21 protein-coding genes are annotated in these 22,151 nt (G+C 53.0%); 13 read left to right on the top strand and 8 right to left on the bottom strand.

Annotated features, from left to right (window positions below):
• The first annotated feature begins 81 nt into the window (after positions 1–81).
• Entirely contained in the window at positions 82–1,038 is a 957-nt protein-coding gene (fmt, locus tag GQ51_RS07315; protein WP_047551675.1) for a methionyl-tRNA formyltransferase, read from the top strand.
• Positions 1,039–1,113: 75 nt separating this feature from the next.
• Positions 1,114–1,977 carry a zinc metalloprotease HtpX gene (htpX, locus tag GQ51_RS07310; protein WP_047551672.1) on the top strand — a complete coding sequence of 288 codons (864 nt, stop codon included), beginning with the start codon at positions 1,114–1,116 and terminating at the stop codon, positions 1,975–1,977.
• A gap of 117 nt (positions 1,978–2,094) precedes the next feature.
• Here htpX and GQ51_RS07305 read toward each other — a convergent pair whose 3' ends face one another.
• Positions 2,095–2,625 (bottom strand): hypothetical protein, encoded by a 531-nt coding sequence (locus GQ51_RS07305; RefSeq protein ID WP_047551669.1) that lies wholly within the window; start codon positions 2,623–2,625, stop codon positions 2,095–2,097.
• A gap of 134 nt (positions 2,626–2,759) precedes the next feature.
• Between GQ51_RS07305 and rsmB the strand changes: the two genes are divergently transcribed.
• The 5 genes from rsmB (at position 2,760) to GQ51_RS07280 (ending at position 8,851) form a co-directional block, all read left to right on the top strand.
• Positions 2,760–4,055 (top strand): 16S rRNA (cytosine(967)-C(5))-methyltransferase RsmB, encoded by a 1,296-nt coding sequence (gene rsmB / locus GQ51_RS07300; RefSeq protein ID WP_047551666.1) that lies wholly within the window; start codon positions 2,760–2,762, stop codon positions 4,053–4,055.
• The gene (locus tag GQ51_RS07295) at positions 4,033–4,602 is read left to right on the top strand and encodes a DUF4390 domain-containing protein (RefSeq protein ID WP_047551663.1); all 570 of its coding nucleotides are present in this window, start codon (positions 4,033–4,035) and stop codon (positions 4,600–4,602) included. The genes rsmB and GQ51_RS07295 overlap by 23 nt, the downstream gene beginning before the upstream one ends.
• Positions 4,599–6,758, top strand: coding sequence for a sensor histidine kinase (locus GQ51_RS07290; protein ID WP_047551660.1), 2,160 nt, complete (start codon positions 4,599–4,601; stop codon positions 6,756–6,758). The genes GQ51_RS07295 and GQ51_RS07290 overlap by 4 nt, the downstream gene beginning before the upstream one ends.
• A gap of 25 nt (positions 6,759–6,783) precedes the next feature.
• Positions 6,784–8,085 carry a sigma-54-dependent transcriptional regulator gene (locus tag GQ51_RS07285; RefSeq protein ID WP_047551658.1) on the top strand — a complete coding sequence of 434 codons (1,302 nt, stop codon included), beginning with the start codon at positions 6,784–6,786 and terminating at the stop codon, positions 8,083–8,085.
• Positions 8,086–8,221: 136 nt separating this feature from the next.
• Positions 8,222–8,851 (top strand): hypothetical protein, encoded by a 630-nt coding sequence (locus tag GQ51_RS07280; protein ID WP_047551655.1) that lies wholly within the window; start codon positions 8,222–8,224, stop codon positions 8,849–8,851.
• A gap of 78 nt (positions 8,852–8,929) precedes the next feature.
• On the opposite strand, the gene hemB is transcribed toward GQ51_RS07280, so the two are convergent.
• From hemB to GQ51_RS07245, 7 genes are all read right to left on the bottom strand, one after another.
• A complete protein-coding gene (hemB, locus tag GQ51_RS07275; RefSeq protein WP_047551651.1) occupies positions 8,930–9,922 on the bottom strand; it encodes a porphobilinogen synthase in 993 nt (330 codons plus the stop codon).
• A gap of 36 nt (positions 9,923–9,958) precedes the next feature.
• Positions 9,959–10,747, bottom strand: a complete 789-nt coding sequence (gene trpC / locus GQ51_RS07270; protein WP_047551649.1) for an indole-3-glycerol phosphate synthase TrpC — start codon at positions 10,745–10,747, stop codon at positions 9,959–9,961.
• Positions 10,748–10,795: 48 nt separating this feature from the next.
• On the bottom strand, positions 10,796–11,254 hold the full coding sequence (locus tag GQ51_RS07265) for a DUF3465 domain-containing protein (RefSeq protein ID WP_047551643.1): 459 nt from the start codon (positions 11,252–11,254) through the stop codon (positions 10,796–10,798).
• Positions 11,251–12,267, bottom strand: a complete 1,017-nt coding sequence (trpD, locus tag GQ51_RS07260; protein ID WP_052177749.1) for an anthranilate phosphoribosyltransferase — start codon at positions 12,265–12,267, stop codon at positions 11,251–11,253. Before trpD ends, GQ51_RS07265 begins: the two co-directional genes overlap by 4 nt.
• A gap of 21 nt (positions 12,268–12,288) precedes the next feature.
• Complete coding sequence (gene pabA, locus GQ51_RS07255) at positions 12,289–12,855, bottom strand: aminodeoxychorismate/anthranilate synthase component II (protein ID WP_047551637.1); 567 nt, start codon at positions 12,853–12,855, stop codon at positions 12,289–12,291.
• 190 nt (positions 12,856–13,045) lie between these two features.
• The gene (locus GQ51_RS07250) at positions 13,046–14,128 is read right to left on the bottom strand and encodes an NAD(P)/FAD-dependent oxidoreductase (protein ID WP_047551634.1); all 1,083 of its coding nucleotides are present in this window, start codon (positions 14,126–14,128) and stop codon (positions 13,046–13,048) included.
• 9 nt (positions 14,129–14,137) lie between these two features.
• A complete protein-coding gene (locus GQ51_RS07245) occupies positions 14,138–16,123 on the bottom strand; it encodes a cation:proton antiporter (protein ID WP_047551631.1) in 1,986 nt (661 codons plus the stop codon).
• A 506-nt stretch (positions 16,124–16,629) separates the two neighbouring features.
• On the opposite strand from GQ51_RS07245, the gene GQ51_RS07240 reads away from it, so the two are divergent.
• The 6 genes from GQ51_RS07240 (at position 16,630) to GQ51_RS07215 (ending at position 22,022) form a co-directional block, all read left to right on the top strand.
• Positions 16,630–17,613 (top strand): KpsF/GutQ family sugar-phosphate isomerase, encoded by a 984-nt coding sequence (locus GQ51_RS07240; protein WP_047554017.1) that lies wholly within the window; start codon positions 16,630–16,632, stop codon positions 17,611–17,613.
• A complete protein-coding gene (locus GQ51_RS07235; protein ID WP_047551628.1) occupies positions 17,613–18,173 on the top strand; it encodes a KdsC family phosphatase in 561 nt (186 codons plus the stop codon). The genes GQ51_RS07240 and GQ51_RS07235 overlap by 1 nt, the downstream gene beginning before the upstream one ends.
• Positions 18,174–18,268: 95 nt before the next feature.
• Positions 18,269–19,024: an LPS export ABC transporter periplasmic protein LptC gene (lptC, locus tag GQ51_RS07230; RefSeq protein WP_047551625.1), complete on the top strand. Its 756-nt coding sequence runs from the start codon at positions 18,269–18,271 to the stop codon at positions 19,022–19,024.
• Between the two features lie 28 nt (positions 19,025–19,052).
• A complete protein-coding gene (gene lptA, locus GQ51_RS07225) occupies positions 19,053–19,694 on the top strand; it encodes a lipopolysaccharide transport periplasmic protein LptA (protein ID WP_052177864.1) in 642 nt (213 codons plus the stop codon).
• Between the two features lie 13 nt (positions 19,695–19,707).
• The gene (gene lptB / locus GQ51_RS07220; RefSeq protein WP_047551622.1) at positions 19,708–20,430 is read left to right on the top strand and encodes an LPS export ABC transporter ATP-binding protein; all 723 of its coding nucleotides are present in this window, start codon (positions 19,708–19,710) and stop codon (positions 20,428–20,430) included.
• Complete coding sequence (locus GQ51_RS07215) at positions 20,427–22,022, top strand: RNA polymerase factor sigma-54 (RefSeq protein WP_047551618.1); 1,596 nt, start codon at positions 20,427–20,429, stop codon at positions 22,020–22,022. Before lptB ends, GQ51_RS07215 begins: the two co-directional genes overlap by 4 nt.
• The last annotated feature ends 129 nt before the right edge of the window (positions 22,023–22,151 follow it).

The raw sequence follows: 22,151 nt of genomic DNA, 5'->3' as shown, positions 1-22,151 counted from the left end.
ATGTTTGCGCTGCCTTGAGTCGTGTATGTATGCAGCTGATGTATTAATGAAAGTGCCTGACTGAAATTTGAAAGAATAAAATTGAAGATTATCTTTGCAGGTACGCCTGAATTCGCAGTGCCGGCATTGGCAGCACTGATTGCCGCCGGACATGAAATTGTCATGGTGCTCACGCAGCCTGACCGCCCGGCTGGCCGTGGTATGAAACTAAAACCCAGCCCGGTAAAGGTTCTGGCGGAACAGCATCATCTGCACGTGTTCCAGCCCGTCAGCCTCAAACCGCAGGAAGTGCAGGCACAGATAGCGGCCAGCCAGGCCGATGTCATGATCGTAGCGGCGTATGGATTGATCATTCCCACCAGCGTACTTAATATGCCTGTGCATGGATGCTATAACATCCATGCTTCATTACTGCCGCGCTGGCGCGGCGCAGCGCCTATCCATCGTTCCATATTGGCCGGGGATGTGGAAACCGGTGTCACCATTATGGAAGTGGTGCCCGCATTGGATGCAGGGGCTATGGTCAGCAAGGGCGTAATCCCGATCGGGGCGGCGGATACGACGCAGAGCCTGCATGATGCACTGGCCAGAACCGGTGCGGACTTGATGGTGCAGGCTATGCGCGATCTGGAGGCGAATGGCCTGTTGCCGAGCACGCCGCAAGATGAAAGCCTGGTCACTTATGCCCATAAGCTGGAAAAAGCGGAAGCTGCGATTGACTGGCAGAAAAGTGCGGCAGAGCTATCGCGCCAGATCCGCGCATTTAACCCGTTTCCGGTAGCACAGAGCAAACTCAGGGATGATGTATGCCGTATCTGGATGGCAACTGAATGCGACCTGGAAAAATACAAGATGGAAAAGCCGGTCAGCGCCAGACCCGGAGAGGTCATCAGTGTGCAGGGCGGTTTACTGGTGGCGTGCGGACAAGGCGTGCTGAACCTGATGGAGTTGCAGGCTCCCGGCGGCAAGCGTATGGATGCGCAGGCTTTCGTGCAGGGGCATCATTTGAAAGCAGGGGATGTGTTTGATTCCGAGTAGGCAATGCCACTTGAATTTTTACGGCACGACATCATCTTAAAGGCTGTAAATGCGTTATTTAAGCAAGGATGAAACATGTTAGGAAACTGGTTTAAAACAACGATATTGATGGCCGCCATCGTGGCGCTGTTCGGCTTGGTGGGCGCTGCCCTGGGCGGGGCGGGTGGCATGCTGATCGCTTTGGTCATTGCCGCTGCAATGAATGTATATGCTTACTGGTTCTCCGATAAAGCGGTGCTGAAAATGTATGGCGCCGAAGAAATCACGGCAGACAACGTGCAATTCCGGAATTATTACCAGATGGTCAGATCCCTGGCAGAGAATGCGCAGCTGCCGATGCCTAAGGTTTATGTCATCAATGAAACTCAGCCGAATGCTTTTGCTACCGGGCGCAATCCCGAGAATGCGGCGGTAGCTGCCACGCTAGGCATCATGCAGATCCTGAGCGAGCGAGAGCTGCGCGGCGTGATGGCGCATGAGCTGGCGCATGTTAAAAACAGGGATACCCTGATTTCCACCATTTCGGCAACGGTGGCCGGTGCCATTGCATCTATTGCGCAGTTTGGCATGCTGTTTGGCGGTGGACATCATGAAAACGGCGAGCGTAACGTGAATCCTGTGATCGGTATCCTGGTGATGCTGCTTGCACCATTGGCGGCATCCCTGATTCAGATGGCGATTTCCCGCTCGCGCGAGTTTGAAGCCGACAGGGGCGGGGCTGAAATTTGCCGTGACCCTCAGGCACTGGCAAGCGCGCTTGAAAAAATCCATAATTATGCACACCGGATCCCGAATGAAACAGCAGAGGCTCACCCGGAAACTGCACAGATGATGATTATCAATCCATTATCCGGACGTTCGTTTGACAGCCTGTTCAGTACGCACCCGAGAACCGAGGAGCGTATAGCCAAGTTGATGCAGTTGGCAAATCTCTATTAGAGTATTTCAAGTTAAAGTATTCAAGATATCCTAATTCAGAATACAGATATAAACAGATGGCCTCCAGGGAAACCCGGAGGCCATCTGCGTCATAAGGCGTTGCTAGCTCTGCCGTTATTAGCGTCTGCCGTTATCGCCTCTTCCGTTATCGTTGCCGTGGCCGCGGTCTCCGCGGCGGTCGTCATTGCGGTCTCGGCGGTCATCTCTCCGGTCGTAACGATCGTGGTCGCGGTCATAGCGGTCATGGTCACGTCCATAACGGTCGTTATCCCGGCCGTAGTAGCCGCCGTGCCGTTCACGGTACATAGGTGCATATTCATTGCGGTACCAGCTATCCTGGACAAAATAGGCCGGATGGCCACAGGCGTTGTAGCGGCCGCAATAACGTTTCCAGTTCTTGGCATGGCCGGGCGGTACGCGTAAATAAAGCGGTTCGTAATATACATCAGCATGGCGATGTACGATAATCGGGTTGCTGTATATCAGGCGAGGCTGAGGGTAGGGGTAATCGCCAATGTCGATGCGGCCGTAGAATCCGGGCTGGCCGACGCTGATCGAAACGCCGACATCAGCAGCCAGTGCTGAACCGGTGGCCGCAAGTAATAACCCAGAAAACACTAAACGTTTTAAAACATGCGTGCTATTCATGACAAACTCCTTGTTGATTGAATGTGATTTAACGATTGTAATGATGATTGCGATGACAGGTGCTTAACAGCTTATCCCTATTATGACCGTTATCAAGTAAAATCGGGCTTTAGCGTTTATGGTCAGAATCTATTTTGTATATTTCCCAACAAATCGCTGCTGATGCAGTCAACCAGGTTTTGTCCGGCCGCAACCTAACACTCGCGCTACCGGCGGCATTGACGCTTTTTCCGGACGCTACTCCGCAGCAGCGGGGCGCTGCGGCAGATTTAAGCTATGGCACATTGCGCTTTTATGGGGAAGCCAATGCATATTTGACCTGCCTGCTTGAGAAGCCGTTAAGCGATGACCGCATCTATACTTTACTGCTGGTTGCAATTTACCAGTTATTGCATGATAAAGCCGATGCGTTCACTGTGGTGAACCAGGCTGTACATGCAGTAAGTCAGTTAAGGAAACCGGCGCCCAAGCACTGGGCAAAGGGGCTGGTCAATGCCATTCTGCGTAATTTCCTGCGTAAAAAAGATGAACTCGCAGCCCGCCTCGCCAAAACTGAAGTAGCGGTTTATTCATATCCGCAATGGTGGATCAACAAACTCAGGACACAATATCCTGACCATTGGCAGGCCATGCTGCTTGCCGGCAATCAGCATCCGCCCATGACGCTGCGTGTCAATACCGGAAAGATTGGTATCGAAGAGTATTTACAGCTGTTGGAACGCCAGGACATCGAGGCCAGCCATATCGGAGGCCAGGCCGTAGTGCTGGCCAGGCCGTCAGGCGTGGATAAGATACCGGGGTTTAGTGACGGTATTGTCTCCGTGCAGGATTATGGTGCACAGCTGGCTGCAAGCCTGCTTGATATTACGCCCGGTTTGCGTGTGCTGGACGCGTGCTGCGCGCCCGGGGGTAAAACCGGACATATCCTGGAACTGGCGGATGTGCACCTGACCGCTATGGATAGTGACGCCGGGCGGCTGCAGCGTGTGCAGGAAAATCTTGGCCGCCTGAAATTGAATGCTGATCTGCTGGCGGCGGACGCCTCATCTGCCGATTGGTATGACGGCAAGCCCTTCGACAGGATTCTGGCTGATGTGCCATGCACTGCATCAGGCATTGTGCGCAGGCATGTCGATATCAAATGGCTGCGCCGCGAAGCTGATGTGGCTTCTTTTGCTGCGCAGCAAGCTAAAATTTTGCCTAATTTATGGCAATTGTTGGCAAAAGGCGGTAAATTGCTTTATGTGACATGCTCTGTATTTAATGAAGAAAATCAAAAACAAGTGGATAATTTCTTATTACAGCATCCTGATGCAAAGCAGCTGCCCTTGCCTGTAGACTCTTTCGCAAACCTCAGTCAGCTGAATGGTCAGCTGATTCCTTCAACCGCGCATGACGGCTTTTTCTATGCACTACTGCAAAAAAATTAAGCACCTGTTTTTTGCCCTTGGCCTGCTGCTGTTCGTAGACGTTGCGCAGGCAGCAGGCAATAGCCTGCAGATCAGGAGTGCGAACCTGATCACATACGAAGATGAGGTATTGCTGAATGCCGATGTCGAGATCAATTTCAGCCCCGAGATGGAAAAAGCGATTCTCAAAGGATTTACCTTTAATTTCCTGATCGAATTCCAGCTGCTTTCACCGCGCAAATATTGGTTTGATGATGAAGTGGCCACCACGGTGCAGCAGGTGAGTCTGAGTTATCACGCTTTATCACGGCAGTACATCGTGATCCGTAACGAGCAGCAGCGAACATATGCCAGCCTGGATGCGGCAATAGAAGATCTGTCCATCATCCAGGATATGAAAGTATTTGAAAAAAACGATGTGGAGAAAAATGAGCCGTATACAGCGGTGCTGCTGATGCGCCTTGATCACAAGAAGTTGCCTAAAGCGTTGCAAGTGGAAGGTATGGGGTCAAGTGACTGGAAAATGAGTTCGCAGCGTTTTGAATGGTCACCGAATATATTTAAATGAAATACATCGTATATATCAGTGCATTACTAGGTGCGGTGCTGCTGTATTTGCTTTCGAATGCCAGCGCCAATACTGCCGCGTCGGGTGAGTATTACACCCTGCTGGTTTCTTTGAATATTGCATTGGCGCTGCTGCTGCTGGTTCTGATCGGTTATCAGCTTTTCAGCCTGTATCGCAATATCCGCGAGCGTGTGATCGGCAGCCGTTTCACGCTGCGCCTGCTAGGATCATTTGCACTGATGGCGATTATTCCGGGATTGATTGTATACATGGTGTCGGTCAATTTCCTGACGCGCTCGATCGAGTCATGGTTCAACGTCAAGGTAGAGTCGGCGCTGGAAGGTGGCTTGAACCTGGGGCGCACGGCACTCGATATCATGCTGGCGGATGTGAAGGAAAAAGGCGAGGGCATGGCTGCCAGCCTTGCTTTTCAGCCGGCGACCACGCATTTCACATTGCTCAATGATCTGCGTGAAAAGAGCGGCATTCAGGATGCGACCTTACTGACGCCGCAAGGCCGCATCCTGTCGGTGTCCAGCAGTGATTCAAGCAGTTTCCTGCCTGAGCTGCCGAGCGTAACGCAGCTCAGGCAGGCGCGGCAGCGTATTTACGGCAATATCGAGCCGATTGCGGGAAAAGGTTTGTATCTGCGGGTCCTGGTGCCGATCAGCGTACAGGATATTGCGGGTGAGACTCGTATCCTGCAATTGCTGCAGCCCGTGCCGAAATCGCTCGCTACCACGGCTGAAGCCGTGCAGGATGTCTATCAGGATTATCAGCAGTTATCCTATAGCCGTACTGCCTTGAGGGAAGTATTTGCGCTGACGCTGACGCTGGTCATGATGCTGGCAATGTTTACGGCGGTAGCGATCGCGTTTGTGTTAAGCCGCCGGCTGTCGGCGCCCCTGACGGTGCTGGCGGAAGGTACCCGGGCGCTTGCGAGCGGGGATTACAATATTATCCTGCCGGCGCATGGTAAAGATGAGCTTGGGGTATTGGTACAGTCATTCAACAGTATGACCCAGCAGCTCGGCGATGCAAGAAAAGCTGCTGACAGGAACCGTGCGCGGGTTGAGGCGGCGCGTGGGTATCTTGAAACGATATTGGCACACCTGTCATCCGGTGTGCTGGCATTGAACGAACGCGGCGAGCTGCGTACTTTTAATGAAGCGACAGTCCATATATTGGGTGTTTCCCTTGAGAGCTACGTCGGCTTCACCCCGGATATGATTATTGCGAAGCAGGCACAGCTGGCGAATTTTTTCCAGGCGATCGCATTGAACAGCCAGCAGGATGCCAGCCAGAAAAACGCACAGAAAGAAGATTCGCAAACGCAGATCGAGATAGCGACGGCACAGGGCAAGCAGATCATTACACTGCGCGGTACGCGCTTGCCGGATGGCGGTTATGTCGCAGTGTTCGATGATGCAACCGCGATGGTGCAGGCGCAGCGTGATGCGGCCTGGGGTGAGGTGGCCAGGCGCCTGGCACACGAAATCAAGAATCCGCTGACGCCGATTCAGCTCTCGGCAGAGCGCATGGCGCACAAACTGCACGATAAGCTGGAAGATGATGACGCGAAAATGCTGAAACGCTCTACGGAAACGATCGTGAACCAGGTGGATGCATTGAAGAAAATGGTGAATGAATTCAGTGAGTACGCACGTTCACCGGCGCCGCATCTGGATAAACTGGATTTGAATATGCTGATCCGTGAAGTGATGTCACTTTACGACCTGCCTAAAATCAAAATGGAGCAGCATTTAACAACGCAGGCATGCACTATTAAAGGGGATAGCACAATGTTGCGACAGGTATTGCATAATCTGCTGCAGAATGCACAGGATGCATTGGCGGATAAGCAATCCCCTGTTATTTATGTTTCTACGGAGAATGTGAATGGCATGCTGGTGTTGACGATACAGGACAATGGCGGCGGATTTGCGGCCGATATGATGCCGCATATTTTTGAGCCGTATATGACCAGCAAGCCGCATGGTACCGGCCTGGGCCTGGCGATCGTGAAAAAGATCGTCGAGGAACACAAAGGCAGTATCAGGGTAGAGAATGTAGGCGCTAATGATGGTACGGCAACGGGGGCAGCTGTGACGATAAGCATTCCGTTATTGATCGAAACAGCAGAAAATTTGATTTAACTTGAGAGCTAGATAGATATACAACATGGCATCAAAACATATATTAGTCGTAGATGACGAGATCGGTATTCGTGAGCTATTGCGGGATATTCTGCAGGATGAGGGTTATCGGGTTGATCTGGCGGAGAATGCGGCGGCGGCACGTGCCATGCGTCTGCACGATCGCCCGGATGTCGTCCTGCTGGACATCTGGATGCCTGATTGTGACGGGATCACTTTGCTTAAAGAGTGGGCTAACGGCGGGCTGCTGACGATGCCGGTGGTCATGATGTCAGGCCACGGTACGATTGATACAGCTGTTGAGGCAACGCGCATCGGTGCATTTGATTTCCTGGAAAAGCCCATCGCGCTGCAAAAGCTGCTCAAGACCGTAGCCAATGCACTGAAACACAGCGAGCAGCTGCCTAAATCTGAAATGAGCCTGGCTAATCTGGGCAAAAGCCAGATTATTACCGCCCTGAAAGAGCGCCTCGAAAAGATCGCATCCAGCGTCAATCATGGGCCAAGCCCGGTGCTGCTGATCGGCTCCAAAGGCTGCGGTGCCGAGTTATGCGCGCGCTTCCTGCAGATGGCCAACACCCCGTGGCTGCACCTGACGGAATTTGGCCAGCTGGTATTAGCCCCGCTGGATATCCTTGAACAGGTGCGCGATGGCGTGCTGTATATCAGTGAAGTCTCCGAGCTAAACAAAACCGAGCAGAAAGGCCTGCTGCTGCTCATTACCAAATCCGAAAAATACAATGTGCGTGTGGTGTGCGCCACCAGTGAGAACCTTCCGAAACAGCAGGCCGAAGGCTTGTTTGACCACAATCTGCTGCAGTTGCTGTCAGCGGTTTCGCTGCGGGTGCCGGCACTGGAGGAGCATAAGGAGGATATTCCTGACCTGGCCGTGGCGATTGCCAACCTGCAATTCGAGCTTGCCGGCGTACCCTATTGCGAATTTGATGTCGCCGCTTTGAATGCATTGCGTAATGCAGCGTGGCCGGGCGATATTGCCCAGCTGGATACGGTTATCCGCAACCTGATACAAACCAGCCTGGGTGACAAAATAACGCTGGATGACGTCACGCGTGTGCTGACCCAGTTCGGGGAAGCGCATTTGCAGGCCAAGCTTGAAACGACAGCGCCGAATGCGCTGCCGGCAATCATGGAAAGTGCCTTTGATAAGCCTTTGCGTGAAGCCCGCGATGAGTTCGAACGCCTTTATTTCAGCTACCATATCAAAAATGTTGCCGGAAACATGAGTAAACTTGCAGAAGTTGCCGGTTTAGAGCGCACGCATTTATATCGAAAACTTAAACAGCTTGATATCAAGATCAAGGGTTAGTCTTAAAATTAGCGGCAGAGGGTGTTCAGCTTTCAGCGCCGGCGGCAAACTGGATGCAACTGTCTGCAGTGATATTGCCGGAGGCTTACCAGCCGGGCTATGAACTGCCAGGTACGTTAAAAAGAGTGTAATCAAAATGGCAAGAGAAAATATGCAGCACTTGCGACAGCTTATCGCCCAGCAGGCAGCACGTATGATGGCAGAAGACGGTGTTTCTGACTTTGGCTATGCGAAAAAGAAAGCAGGGCGGCAGCTGGGCGCTGTTGATAACAGCATCATGCCGTCCAATGCAGAGGTTGAAGAAGAGCTCAAGCTCTATCATGCTTTGTTTCTGAGTGAAGCGCAGCCCGAAAACCTGTACGACCTGAGAATGAATGCCTTGTTCACCATGCAGCTGCTGGCAAGATTCAATCCGCATTTAACCGGAGCCGTGCTGGATGGCACCGCCGGATTAATGTCTGAAACCCATATCCACCTGTTTGCAGATAGCGTGAAAGATGTGGAAATGTTTCTGCTCAACCAGAAAATCCCGTTTGATGTGAATGAAAAATCCTACCGCATCATGAATGACGGCAAACGCGATAAAAAAGGGGATAGCCGCAAGACGGTGCCTGTGTTTACGCTGGAAACCGAAAAAGGTTTAATCAGGCTCAGTGTGTTTGATGTTGATGATATCCGGGTCGCAACCAAGCGCGCTGCCGATGGCAGTAATGCCGACAGGATGGATATTGAAGGGGTAAAGGCCCTGCTGGGGCGACAGGATTGAACTATATTGAACTATAGTTGCCAGGGCGAGCTGCCAGGGGACTCTGCTGTCAGAACCCCTGGCGGCAAGCAGTATGCATCAGGCGGCTTTTAGCCAGCGTGCCACGTCCATGGCAAAATAGGTCAGGATACCGTCTGCACCGGCGCGTTTAAAGGCAAGCAGGCTTTCCATTACGCAGGATTTTTCATCCAGCCAGCCGTTCTGTGCGGCTGCTTTCAGCATGGCATACTCACCGCTCACCTGGTAGGCATAAGTCGGTACACCGAATTCGTCTTTAACGCGGCGTACAATATCCAGGTATGGCATGCCCGGTTTCACCATGACCATGTCAGCGCCTTCGGAAATGTCCAGTGCCACTTCCTGCATGGCTTCATCACTGTTGGCAGGGTCCATCTGGTAGGTGTATTTATTGCCTTTGCCCAGGTTGCCGGCAGAACCGACAGCGTCACGAAAAGGTCCATAAAATGCTGAGGCGTATTTTGCCGAATAAGCGAGGATCCTGGTGTGGATGTTGCGGGTGCTTTCCAGCGCCTCGCGAATCTGGCCTACGCGCCCGTCCATCATGTCACTAGGGGCGACAATGTCAGCGCCTGCATTGGCGTGGGAGATGGCCTGTTTGACCAGCACTTCGATGGTTTCATCATTGAGTACATAGCCGGATTCATCAATCAGGCCATCCTGGCCATGCGTTGTGTACGGGTCAAGTGCCACATCCGTAATCACGCCCAGTTCGGGGTAGGCGGCCTTTAATGCGGTAACGGTGCGCTGTACCAGGCCATCCGGGTTGAATGCTTCGGCAGCGTCCAGGCTTTTGTACTGGCTATCCACTACCGGGAACAGTGCAATCGCCGGGATGCCAAGCTGCACGCACTCGGCGGCAGTTTTCAGCAGTACATCGATGCTCTGGCGTTTTACGCCTGGCATGGATGCCACTTCTTCAGTGCGGTTTTCGCCATCCAGTACGAATACCGGATAGATCAGGTCGTTGCTGGTAAGCACATGTTCACGCATCAGGCGGCGTGAGAACTCGTTTTTACGCATGCGGCGCGGACGTGAATATGGGTAGCTCATAATCGATTCCTTATTTTCTAGATTGCCTGAGTTGTGTTAGGCAAACACTTTCGCTAATTCAGCACCTGGTTCCGGCTGGCGCATGAACGCTTCGCCCACCAGGAAGGTATGTACGTTATTTTTACGCATCAGCGCTACGTCCTCAGCAGTGAAAATACCGGATTCCGTCACCACGATCTTGTTGTTCGGGATACGTGCCAGCAAGCCCAGGGTGGTGTCCAGCGTGACTTCAAAAGTACGCAGGTTTCGGTTGTTAATGCCTAATAGCGGTGTTTCCAGCTGCAAGGCAAGATCCAGTTCTTCTCCATTATGCACTTCCACCAGTACCGCCATGCCTAATGCGTGGGCGACTTTTTCCAGTTGCTGCATAGTCGCCAGGTCAAGCGCGGCGGCAATCAGCAGGATGCAGTCGGCACCCATTGCACGGGCTTCATAGACTTGGTATGGGTCTATCATGAAATCTTTGCGTAATACCGGCAGGCTGCAAGCCGCGCGTGCCTGTTTCAGATATTCCGGAGAGCCCTGGAAATATTCAATGTCAGTAAGTACTGACAAACAGGCTGCGCCACCCTGTTCATAGCTCTTTGCAATGTCTGCCGGCCTGAAATCCTCACGGATGATGCCTTTGGACGGGCTCGCCTTTTTAATTTCTGCAATCACGGCAGACTGATTGCCGGCAATCTTGCTGCGGATGCTGCCCACAAAGTCACGCGGCGCAGGCGCGGAGAGGGCTGCTGCCTGCATTTCGGCAAGCGGCTTCTGTGCTTTTGCCGCCGCAACTTCAACGGCCTTGGTGGCAATGATTTTATTCAGTATGTCTGACATGGTTTGGTTTCACTATTGATAAATACTGTTTCAGTTGCTGGAGGACTTTTACTGGTATTTCTGGCCATTGTGCATAATCCAGCCCGCTATGTGGTCACCTCGCGGCGCGTGATGTGTCCAGTGCATGATGCCGCCTTTGGGATTGTATACATATTCACCGTAAAAGCTGATTTCATCGCCGGCTTGTAACGGTACGCGTGGCGCCAGGTCGATGTTATGCGCAAACAGCAATGTCTGCTGCGCGTTGATTTTTACCAGAAACTTCTGGTGCCGTGAGCCTTTGTCGTCATCTTTCAGCAGCTTGACTACAACACCGTGTCCACCAAGCTGGACATTGCTTTTCCTGGCCTCGAACGCCTGTTCCAGTGCGGCGTTGCTGGTTTCGGCAACGGCTACTGCATCGGCACGCGTGGGCTGTTGTGCGTTACTGGCATCCGGCTGGCTGCAGGCGCACAGCGCCAATGCCAGATAGAGTGCCGCAAGGAAGTGTTTCAGGTATGCGCTCATGCCTTGGTCAGCGACACCAGTTCCTGTAGTTTCTGCATCGCTTTGCCGCTATCGATCATGCTTGCCGCAGTGGCGATGCCGTCTTGCAACGATGGCGCCAGACCTGCCACGTAAATGGCTGCGCCCGCATTCAGCAGCACGATATCCCTGGCAGCGCCGGCTTTCCCCGACAGTACTTCCAGCACCATGGCTTTGGATTGCTGGGCATCAGCGACCTTGATGCTGCTTAATTCATGCAAGCGCATGCCGAACTGCTGCGGATTGATTACATATTCCTGCACAGTGCCGTTTTTCAGTTCAGCGACATAGGTATCGCCGGTGAATGAGATTTCATCCATGCCGTCAGCACCGCACACTACCATGACATGCTCACTGCCCAGTTGCTTCAGGACGTGCGCGAGCTTGCCGGTGAGGCTGGCCGAAAATACGCCCAGCAGCTGGTTTTTGGCGCGCGCGGGGTTGGTCAATGGCCCCAGCAGGTTAAACATGGTGCGCACCCCGAGTTCTTTACGCACCGGGGCTGAGTGTTTCATTGCGCTATGGTGGTTGGGGGCGAACATGAAGCCCAGGCCGATGCTGTTAATGCAGCCGGCTACCTGTTCCGGTGTCTGGCTGACGCTGACGCCCAGCGATTCAAGTACGTCTGCGCTGCCGCAGACCGAGGAAACGGAACGCCCGCCATGTTTTGCGACTTTTGCACCGGCAGCTGCCGCGACAAAGGCACTGGTGGTTGAAACATTGAAAGTCTGGATGCCGTCGCCGCCGGTACCGCAGGTATCGATCAGGTGCCTTGATGCTTCTACGTTCACTTTGGTTGAGAGTTCGCGCATGACGCTGGCCGCCGCCGCGATTTCATCGACAGATTCACCTTTGATGCGCAGCGCTATCAGCAGGGCGGAAATCTGCGACGGCGTCAGTGCGCCGGACATGACCTGATGCATCACATCCTGCATGACTTCAAAACTCAGGTTCTGGCCGTCGATAAGCCGATTGAGGATTTGCGGGTAATTCACTTTGACGATAGCTTTCGGAAATTAATTGGATTGCAAGAAATTATTCAAAAGCTCATGGCCATATTCAGTCAGTATGGATTCGGGGTGAAATTGCACGCCTTCCACCGCCAGCGTTTTGTGGCGCACACCCATGATCTCGCCATCTTCTGTCCATGCTGTGATTTCGAGGCAGTCCGGCAACGACTCCTTTTCGATGACCAGTGAGTGATAGCGTGTTGCGGTGTAAGGGTTGGGCAGCCCTTTGAATACGCCGACATCGTTGTGGTAGATCAGCGAGGTTTTACCGTGCATGAGCTGTTTTGCATGAACGATATTGCCGCCAAATGCCTGGCCTATGCTCTGGTGGCCCAGGCATACGCCTAATAATGGGATTTTGCCCGCGAATTCTTTGATGAGGGGCACGCTGATACCGGCCTCATTCGGTGTGCATGGCCCGGGAGAGATCACGATATGGTCAGGTTTGAGTTCCGCCACTTTGGCGAGGTCAATTTCATCGTTACGGTATACCAGCACGTCCTGGCCGAGTTCACCCAGGTACTGCACCAAGTTATAGGTGAACGAATCGTAGTTATCTATCATTAACAGCATGTAACATCCTAATCTATGTGCCGGCTTTCCGAACTTGGGCTTCCCGGGCTTGGAAAGCCTTGAATTCCTGGAAATAATTGAGTCAACATACCATTTTACCAATGGTTAAAATCCACGTACAGGTAAATGCATAAAAAGATTGCATTCACCTTTATCAATATGGCGATGCCCGGTACTGTCGGTGCAGGATTCAGCTGGCGCAGGTGTATGGTGCCGGGTCAATCTGCGGCGTCTCTCCGGCCATCAGCGCGGTAATCAGCTTGGCGCTGGCAGGTGCCATGGTCAGGCCATACCTGAAATGTCCCGTATTCAGGTACAGGTTTTTAATGGACGGGTGCGCGCTGATTGTCGGCAGGTTCTCCGGCGTGCCGGGGCGCAGCCCGCTCCAGTGCTTGATGATCGGCTGCCGCTTCAGCTCCGGCATGATGGCTTCGGCTTTGATGCGCAATTCTTCACGCACGGCTTCAGTCACGCCGTTATCAAAACCTACATCTTCCAGTGTGCTGCCGGCGAGCAGGTGGCCGTCAAGGCGCGGTATCATGTAAAAGCCTTCGCGATAAACCATTTGCCTGAGATTCTGCTCTGGTTTGTAAAGCAGTATCTGGCCGCGCATCGGCTTGATATTGAGTTTGGACGAGGTTTCTTTTAAAAGGTCAAAGCTCCAGGCGCCTGAGGTCACGACGAACTGGTCCGCGCTCAGTTTTTCGCCGCTAGTGGTCTGCCATTCATTGAGTTCTCCGGTTTCCTGCAGCGGCACCAGCTGCGTATGTTCCAGCATGGTTACGTTGTTCTGCTCCAGCCATTTGCGCATTGCCTGCATCAGGTATGGTGGGCGGATCTGGCATACCCCTGGCAGCCACAGTGCATAATTGCCGCTCGGCGACTGTACGCTGTAATCGGCAGCCTTGGCTGGCCGGGCTTCAACCCCGTATTTTTTACACCAGGCCAGTGCGGCGTTGGTATCAAATTCCGGTAGCAGCAGAAAGCCTGACTGTGCAAAGTCTGCATCCAGGCCTGTTTCGCGCAGCAGTTTCTGGGTGAACTCGCGGTAAAAATCAGCACCATGGCGCGTCAGCGCGTTGACCGGATCAGAGTATTGCCAGGGCAACAGCGGGAAAATAATGCCGCCGCCAGCCCATGAAGACTCACCCGAGGTCTGGCTGGCTATCTGGTTGCGCTCCACGATCGTGACGCGATGGCCACGGTTTACAAGTTCAATGGCGGTCATGCAGCCTACGATGCCGCCGCCGATAATCATTACATGTTTAGTCATAATTGGGATCTACTTGGTTGCTACACGCCCGATCAGCAAGGCATTCTCGGCATTGGCCAGGCCGGTGGTCTGGCCCAGCAATACAATGACATCGCCTTCGGCAAGCAGGCTATTGGTCGATAGCTCTGCGCCATTTGAATTGGGGCGGCGAATGGCTTTGACTTCAACATCAAAAACATCCAGCTGCATATCGGCAAGGCTTCTGCCAATCGCAAACGCACTGTTGGTGATAATCACTGAATGCAGGCGCACCTGCTGTTTTTCGAGGTCTTCATTGTCGGTATCCGAAGCGCCGTGGAAATAGCCTTTGAACAGTTTGTAGCGTTCCTCACGGAATAAGCGAATGCGCTTCACTACGCGGTTGAGCGGCACACCCAGCAGCATCAGCGCGTGTGAGGCCAGCATGAGGCTGCCTTCGAGTATTTCCGGCACCACTTCGGCTGCCCCGGCCGCACGCAGTTGTTCCATGTGCGAATCATCCACGGTGCGCACGATGACGGGTACATGCGGGTAGCTTTCCTGAGCGATATGCAGGATCTTCATCGCGGCACGATTGTCGGCATAACTGATGATCAGTGCTTTGGCGCGCGCGCAGCCGGCAGCTGAAAGCACAACCCGTCTTGCGGCGTCGCCAAACATCACGTTTTCACCAGCTGCGGCGGCTTCCAGAACCCGTGCCGGGTCAATATCCAGTGCGATGTAAGGGATTTTTTCCTCACGCAGAAAGCGCCCAAGGTACTGGCCGCTGCGGCCATAGCCGCAAATCACGACGTGGTCATGCAGATGCCGGCCTGCTTCTTCAATCTCCTCTACCACTTTGCCGCTGTTGCGTGTGTAGCTGCCGACCAGCCGCCTTGTTATCCTGCCGTTGTATTGGATCAGGAAAGGTGCGATCACCATCGATAGCAGCGATGCAGCAAGCACGGCTTGCAGTGCCACGCCGCTGATCAGTTTATGTTCGGCACCCAGTGCCAGAATCACAAAGCTGAATTCACCTGCCTGCGCCAGGATCAGTGCGGTGCGGATGGCTACGCCAGCCTCGTATTTGAAGAAGCGTACGACCGCAGCCACGATGAGCGCCTTAAACAGGATGAAGCCGAACAGGATCAGCACGATCAGTCCGGCATGGTCATAAATCTGCTGCATATTGATGAGCATGCCGACGCTGATAAAGAACAGACCCAGCAGAATATCGCGAAATGGCGAAATGTCGGATTCCACCTGGTACCTGAACTTGGTTTCTGAAATCAGCATGCCGGCGATAAAGGCGCCGAGCGCATAGGACAGGCCGGCGAGTTTGGTCGCAAACGCCAGCAGCAAAGTCACCATGAGCACGTTCATGACAAACAGTTCGCGCGAGCGCTGGCTGGCAACCAGGTTGAACCACGGGTTAATCAGCCATTTGCCGATAGTGAACAGCAGTAATAGCATTGCAATCGCCTTCAGTAACGCCAGGCCCAGCACATCCATCAGGTTCGCATTGGCGATGCCCAGCGCCGGGATGAGTACCAGCATGGGAACGACTGCAATGTCCTGGAACAGCAGTACGCCGATACTCAGCCGGCCGTGGCGGGAGTTCAGGTCGATGCGTTCGGCCAGGATCTTGGAAACAATGGCCGTGGATGACATGGCTAAAGCGGCGCCGATCACGAATGCCGTTGCCCAGCTTAGCCCCGCCAGTTTGGAAATGACCATGGTGAGCATGAGCGTAATCAGCACCTGGCCGCCGCCCAGCCCCAATACTTTCTTTCGCATCGCATACAGCTGCGGCAGGCTGAACTCCAGGCCAATGCTGAACATTAAAAATACGATGCCGAATTCTGCAAATTCGCGGTTGGCCTCGCTATCCGGCAGCAGGCCGAAAGTATGCGGGCCTAATGCCAATCCCACCAGGAAATAGGCAAGCATTGCCGGCAAGTTGAATGCACGGAATAATGCCACGGCAAATACCGAGCTAATCAGCAGTATCAGAATTAACGGTAATGTGTTGAACATATTCTTATGGCGCTACAGGATTAATTAATTATTTTTCTTATTGGGTCGCTTTGATCATTCGGCCTGTGCCGTGTTGCCTGCATGGTCATTAACGGCGTCGTCGGCGTCTTGCATCATGGGTGTCTCGTTCCGTTTTGCAGTATGAATGAATAAAGATATTCCCATATTGTTTCATATCGGCGCACGACATAGAAATTTTTTTATCAGGCGGTTTGGGGTTGCGCCTTTACCGCTGGCACGGCCTGCCGGCAAAGATCGTTAGCAAAATCTGTGCCCATCCGGGGATTTTTTGTGCATTTTGCCTAAAAAAATTGTTATTAATGCGCTGTGAGGCTTTATAACTTGATAATTCCCTTTTATACTAGCCGTAAATAGCCGTTAACTTTCTTCGATTTGAATCCTTATAAAGTGTCAGCAGCAACCCTTTAGCTTTTAATAAAACATAGCGAATGCCATTATCAAGTAACCACATCATGCCTGACCGGCAGCCTGAAGCGCTGCAAACGATGAATCAGGCTGTAGACCGGAATAAAACGCTCCAACTGGCGAAAGAGGTTCTGCTGCTGGAAGCGCGTGAGGTTGAGCTGCTGGCAGAACGGCTGGATCAGAGTTTTGCCGATGCGGTGGCGTGTGTGCTGCAATGCCGGGGACGCGTGGTTGTGAGCGGTATGGGTAAGTCCGGACATGTCGGCGGTAAGATCGCCTCTACGCTTGCCAGTACCGGTACTCCTGCGTTTTTCATGCATCCGGCCGAAGCCAGCCATGGCGACCTTGGCATGATTACAGCCGGTGATGTCGTGATCGCGCTTTCAAACTCAGGAGAAAGCGACGAGATACTGGCGATCGTGCCGCCGCTGAAAAGGCTGGGGGCAACCATTATAGCCATCACCGGCAATGATGCTTCTACGCTGGCGAAAGCGGCTGATATACATTTGAGCGCCCATGTCGCGAAGGAAGCCTGTCCGCTTGGATTGGCGCCTACTTCAAGCACTACGGTCGCCTTGGCGCTTGGTGATGCGCTGGCATTGTGTGTGCTGGACCTGCGTGATTTTACCGCAGAAGACTTTGCCCGTTCCCATCCCGGCGGCAGCCTGGGGCGCCGGTTGCTGGTTCGTGTCAGCGATGTGATGCGCGCCGGTGCCGATGTGCCGCAGGTGCCCGTCACTGCAACCCTGCCGGAAGGCCTGCTTGAAATGTCGCGCAAGGGGCTGGGTTTGACGGCTGTGGTGGACGAGCGCGGCGCAGCGGTCGGCATATTTACCGATGGCGACCTGAGGCGTGCCTTTGAGCAGAACATTGATGTTGCCGCTGCAAGCATCAAGGATGTGATGCATCAGCAACCTAAAACGATTCTGAGTGATGAGCTGGCGATGGTTGCCGTAGAAATGATGGAGCAATGCAAGGTCAACGGGCTCCTGGTGGTTGACGGGGCGGGTGTCCTGGTCGGCGCGTTGAATATGCATGACCTGTTACTGGCAAAGGTGGTTTGATGAGCGTTACAGATAATAATATTGATTTGAACCAGCGGTTACAGAAAATCAGGTTGCTGATCCTGGATGTGGACGGTGTAATGACCGATGGCGGCCTGACGATAGGCGACGATGGGCAGGAGTATAAGACTTTTCATTCCCATGATGGCCTGGGGATGAAGCTGCTCAAGGCTAGCGGGGTTTCACTGGCCATTATTACCGGGCGCACTTCAAATGTAGTCAAGAAGCGCGCAGAGACCACCGGCGTCGCTCATTTCTATCAGGGTGTTGAAGATAAGCTGCTGGCATTTCACGACCTGGTGAAATCCAGCGGTTTGCAGCCGGACCAGTGTGCTTTCATGGGGGATGACGTCGTGGATCTGCCGCCCATGCTGCAATGCGGGCTGGCAATTGCGGTGCCGGATTCGCCGGCCCTGCTGCTGAAACATGCGCACTATGTGACTTACAAGTCAGGTGGACGCGGCGCGGTGCGTGAAGTGTGTGAATTGCTCATGCAGGCGCAGGGTACGTTTGATGCGCAGATGGCGCAATTCCTGACACAGGCAAACATCAGCAATTAGGTTAAGCAGATGTCAATGCCAGTGATTTTTTCAAAATGTTGTTTTGTAGCGTGCCTTTGCAACATGCGCAGCTGTATTGAAGCGGGTGCATAACGATGCATTTCGGTACCAAGGCTGCGATCACATTTCCATTGGCATTGCTGATGCTGCTAGCGTTGCTGACGTTCTGGATCAATCGGTCAGTGCAGCCGCCGGCACCCAGGCTCGATGGCAGTAGCCGCCATGACCCTGACTATATCATGAGCAATTTTGTGACTACGCAGACTGATATTAATGGCGACCTGCGCTACAAACTGGCGGCGGTGGAAATGCGGCACTTCCCGGACAATGATACGACAGAGCTGCAGCGGCCGCGCTATACGCAGTTCGCGATAGGCAAACCATACACCGAGGTGCAGGGGCTGCGCGGTTTTGTGTCGACCGATGGTGAAGAAATCAAGTTGCTTGATAATGTGAAAGTAACGCGCCAGGCATATGCCGGTAAAGGGGAAATGACGGTTGAAACGGATTACCTCAATATCAGGCCCAATGATGAATTGGTGACGACAGACCGGCCGGTCGTTATCCGGCAGGCTCCCAAAACCGTGATTTATGCGACAGGCATGATTTATGAAAAGAAACAGCATACCGTGACTTTGCTGCATAAAGTGCGTGCGCATTATGAAAGGCCAGTCATGGATAAGGGCGCGGCAACATCGACACAAACAGACAATGCGGGCAAGAAAACAGCGGCCGGCAAGCAGGAAAAAAACCATAACGGTGAAAACAAGCCGTTGAATACAGGGCAGAAAACCCTTAAACAGGATAAATCCAACACTAACAATGTGCGCATTCGGAGACACTATGAATAAGCCGTATTTTTCAGTAAGGCCAGATTTAATGATAGGAATCGCGGTACTGAGCCTGTCATTGTCAGGTATGTCAGGCCGCGCCATGGCTGAAGCGGCCGACCGGGATAAACCTATCGACCTGGAAGCAGATACCGTCAAGGTCGATGATTCCAAGCAGATCAGTACTTACAGCGGTAATGTGATCCTGACGCAGGGCACGCTGGTGATCCATGCAGATAAACTGATCGTGCGTGAGGATAGCCAGGGGTTCCAGCACAGCACGTCTTTAGGTAACCCGACCACTTTCAAGCAGAAAATGGAAGGTAAAAACGAATATATGGAAGGCAGCGCGCAGCGTATCGAATACGATGGGCGCATGGATAAAGTGCAGCTTTACACCAAGGCCTGGGTCAAGCGCGGTGCCGATATCGTGCATGGCGATTACATCATGTATGACGCCAATGCAGAATATGCAGAAGTGATTGGCGGCGGTTCACAGGCTGGCACGCCAGGCGGTACCGGCGGCCGTGTGCGTGCCATTATCCAGCCTAAAGGTAAAAAAACCATTGCGCCTGCTAAACCAGCGGAGCCTGGCGCCAAGGTCAGTTCGATAGACGGCAGTGCAGCGACGCCGGCGGTAAAAAACATGCGTTTGAGCCGTAATTTAGAAGTCAGCCCCCAGCTTAAATAAAAGAGAGCATGTGATGAGTGAACTCGTTGTAGAGAATCTGCGCAAGTCTTATAAGGCACGTACCGTGGTGCAGGATATTTCTTTGACGATAAAAAGCGGAGAAGTGATCGGGCTGCTGGGGCCTAACGGTGCCGGCAAAACCACCAGCTTTTATATGATGGTAGGGCTGGTGCCCCTGGATGAAGGCAGGATTTTGCTGGACGGCGTGGATTTAAGCCGCATGCCTATTCATATGCGTGCAAGAATGGGCTTGTCCTACCTGCCGCAGGAAGCCTCTATTTTCCGCAAGCTGACCGTGTCTGAAAACATCATGGCGATTCTGCAGTTACAGGAAATTTCTGAAGAAGCAATGCAGGAGAGGCTCGAATCACTTCTGGAAGAGCTGCATATCACGCATATCCGTGACAGTATCGCGATCAGCCTGTCCGGCGGTGAACGGCGCCGTGTGGAGATTGCACGCTGCCTGGCTTCCGACCCCAGCTTTGTGTTGCTGGATGAGCCGTTTGCCGGTATTGACCCGATTGCGGTGATTGATATTCAGCAGATTGTCCGTTTTTTGAGCTCACGCAATATCGGCGTATTAATCACCGACCACAACGTGCGTGAGACCCTGGGTATCTGCGATCGCGCTTATATCGTCAATCAGGGGCATGTGTTCGCTTCCGGTATCCCGAGCGAGATTGTGGCAAGTGAAAGCGTCAGGGAAGTTTATCTGGGTAAAGATTTTCGTTTATGAAGCAAGGTTTACAACTCAAATTCTCCCAGAATTTATCCCTTACACCACAACTGCAGCAGGCCATTCGCCTGTTGCAGCTTTCGACGCTGGAGCTGAATCAGGAAATCGACGTTCTGATGCAAACCAACCCGCTGCTGGAGCGTGGTGACGATAGCGAAGACGAGTACGGCAACCCTGTAGACCAGGCTGCGGAAGATTCGCCATTGAATAATGGCGCAGACAGCCAGACAGCTTCAGCGCAGGATGCTGCCGGCAATGCGGATGCAGGTGATTTTGATGCCGGTTTCAATGGCCAGGACTTCCAGCCCGGCGTCAGCGAGTCCGGCACTACGGAAGCGGGGCAGTTTGATGAAGCCTCCGACTTCGAGCCGGGTGCTGCAGATTTCTCCGATACATTTTCTGCTGAATTCGATGAAGAATTTGACGTGTTTTCCAATGGTAGCCGCTGGGATGAGAATAATATGCCGGCGGATGACGACAGCGATTTCAAGCAGCAGGATACATTGCAGATCAGCCTGCGCGAACACCTGTTATCGCAGCTGAAGCTGATGCCGCTGTCGGATCGTGACCAGACGCTGACCTTGCTGCTGGTGGATAGCATCAATGATGATGGCTACCTGGAACAATCCTTGGAAGAGATCGTAGAAGAAATGCCGCTGGAGCTGGAGATCGACGCGCTGGAACTGCAAACGGCGCTGCGCCATATCCAGCACCTTGATCCGGCGGGTGTCGGTGCACGCAATTTAAGCGAATGCCTGCTGCTGCAGCTTGATGCCTTGCCTGAAAATACGCCGCACCTGGCGTTGGCGCGCCTGGTGGCAGAAAAGCACCTGCCGGCATTGGGCGCGCGCGATTTTGCCAAACTGCGTAAAGAGCTGGGCTGTGACGAACAGACGCTGAAGCAGGTGCAGCTGGTCATCACCAGCCTGAATCCGAGGCCTGGAGCCGATTTCAGCCACATCGGTTCCGAGCATTATATCCAGCATGAAGTGGTCGTGAAAAAAGTCAAAGGCATCTGGATTGCGAGCCTGAATGAGAGCGTGATTCCCAAGCTCAGGATCAACCAGCTCTATGCCGGCATATTGAAACGTAACCGCGATAGCTCCAGCCAGTACCTGCAAAGCCAGATGCAGGAAGCAAAATGGATGATCAAAAATATCCAGCAGCGCTTTTCAACCATCCTGCGTGTTTCGCAGGCCATTGTCGACCGCCAGCGTAATTTCCTGGAGTATGGCGAGGTGGCGATGAAGCCCCTGGTGCTGCGCGAAATCGCGGATGAGCTGGGTTTGCATGAGTCGACGATTTCCCGCGTAACGACGAATAAATACATGCTCACGCCACGCGGCATCTTCGAGCTTAAATATTTTTTCGGCAGCTCGGTCGCGACCGACAGCGGCGGCACCTGTTCAGCCACGGCGATTCGTGCGCTGATCAGGAAACTGGTCGAACAGGAAAATCCTAAAAAGCCTTACTCCGATAACCAGATCACTGATTTGCTCGCAAAGCAGGGTATCGTGGTGGCGCGCCGTACCATTGCGAAATACCGTGAATCACTGAATATCGCGCCTGCCAGTTTAAGAAAATCGCTATAAATTTACCGCTTCAAAGCGTAAATAAAAAAATTCTTTGTTTCAATCCCACAGAAGCAAATGAACGTAGTAAACTGAAATTGTTCGATGGGTTCCGGGTTCAGCAGATCGGCTCAGGCCCTGAGAATATTT

Source organism: Methylotenera sp. G11 (assembly GCF_000799735.1).
GTDB lineage: Bacteria > Pseudomonadota > Gammaproteobacteria > Burkholderiales > Methylophilaceae > Methylotenera.
Note: the sequence above shows the minus strand (reverse complement) of the source record. Positions and strands in the feature narration are given on the sequence as shown.

Coding starts and splice junctions, on each gene's coding strand:
- htpX (WP_047551672.1), top strand. CDS start 1,114: ATGTTAGGAAACTGGTTTAAAACAACGATATTGATGGCCGCCATCGTG.
- GQ51_RS07305 (WP_047551669.1), bottom strand. CDS start 2,625: ATGAATAGCACGCATGTTTTAAAACGTTTAGTGTTTTCTGGGTTATTA.
- GQ51_RS07295 (WP_047551663.1), top strand. CDS start 4,033: ATGCACTACTGCAAAAAAATTAAGCACCTGTTTTTTGCCCTTGGCCTG.
- GQ51_RS07290 (WP_047551660.1), top strand. CDS start 4,599: ATGAAATACATCGTATATATCAGTGCATTACTAGGTGCGGTGCTGCTG.
- GQ51_RS07285 (WP_047551658.1), top strand. CDS start 6,784: ATGGCATCAAAACATATATTAGTCGTAGATGACGAGATCGGTATTCGT.
- GQ51_RS07280 (WP_047551655.1), top strand. CDS start 8,222: ATGGCAAGAGAAAATATGCAGCACTTGCGACAGCTTATCGCCCAGCAG.
- hemB (WP_047551651.1), bottom strand. CDS start 9,922: ATGAGCTACCCATATTCACGTCCGCGCCGCATGCGTAAAAACGAGTTC.
- trpC (WP_047551649.1), bottom strand. CDS start 10,747: ATGTCAGACATACTGAATAAAATCATTGCCACCAAGGCCGTTGAAGTT.
- GQ51_RS07265 (WP_047551643.1), bottom strand. CDS start 11,254: ATGAGCGCATACCTGAAACACTTCCTTGCGGCACTCTATCTGGCATTG.
- pabA (WP_047551637.1), bottom strand. CDS start 12,855: ATGCTGTTAATGATAGATAACTACGATTCGTTCACCTATAACTTGGTG.
- GQ51_RS07250 (WP_047551634.1), bottom strand. CDS start 14,128: ATGACTAAACATGTAATGATTATCGGCGGCGGCATCGTAGGCTGCATG.
- GQ51_RS07245 (WP_047551631.1), bottom strand. CDS start 16,123: ATGTTCAACACATTACCGTTAATTCTGATACTGCTGATTAGCTCGGTA.
- GQ51_RS07240 (WP_047554017.1), top strand. CDS start 16,630: ATGAATCAGGCTGTAGACCGGAATAAAACGCTCCAACTGGCGAAAGAG.
- GQ51_RS07235 (WP_047551628.1), top strand. CDS start 17,613: ATGAGCGTTACAGATAATAATATTGATTTGAACCAGCGGTTACAGAAA.
- lptC (WP_047551625.1), top strand. CDS start 18,269: ATGCATTTCGGTACCAAGGCTGCGATCACATTTCCATTGGCATTGCTG.
- lptA (WP_052177864.1), top strand. CDS start 19,053: ATGATAGGAATCGCGGTACTGAGCCTGTCATTGTCAGGTATGTCAGGC.
- lptB (WP_047551622.1), top strand. CDS start 19,708: ATGAGTGAACTCGTTGTAGAGAATCTGCGCAAGTCTTATAAGGCACGT.
- GQ51_RS07215 (WP_047551618.1), top strand. CDS start 20,427: ATGAAGCAAGGTTTACAACTCAAATTCTCCCAGAATTTATCCCTTACA.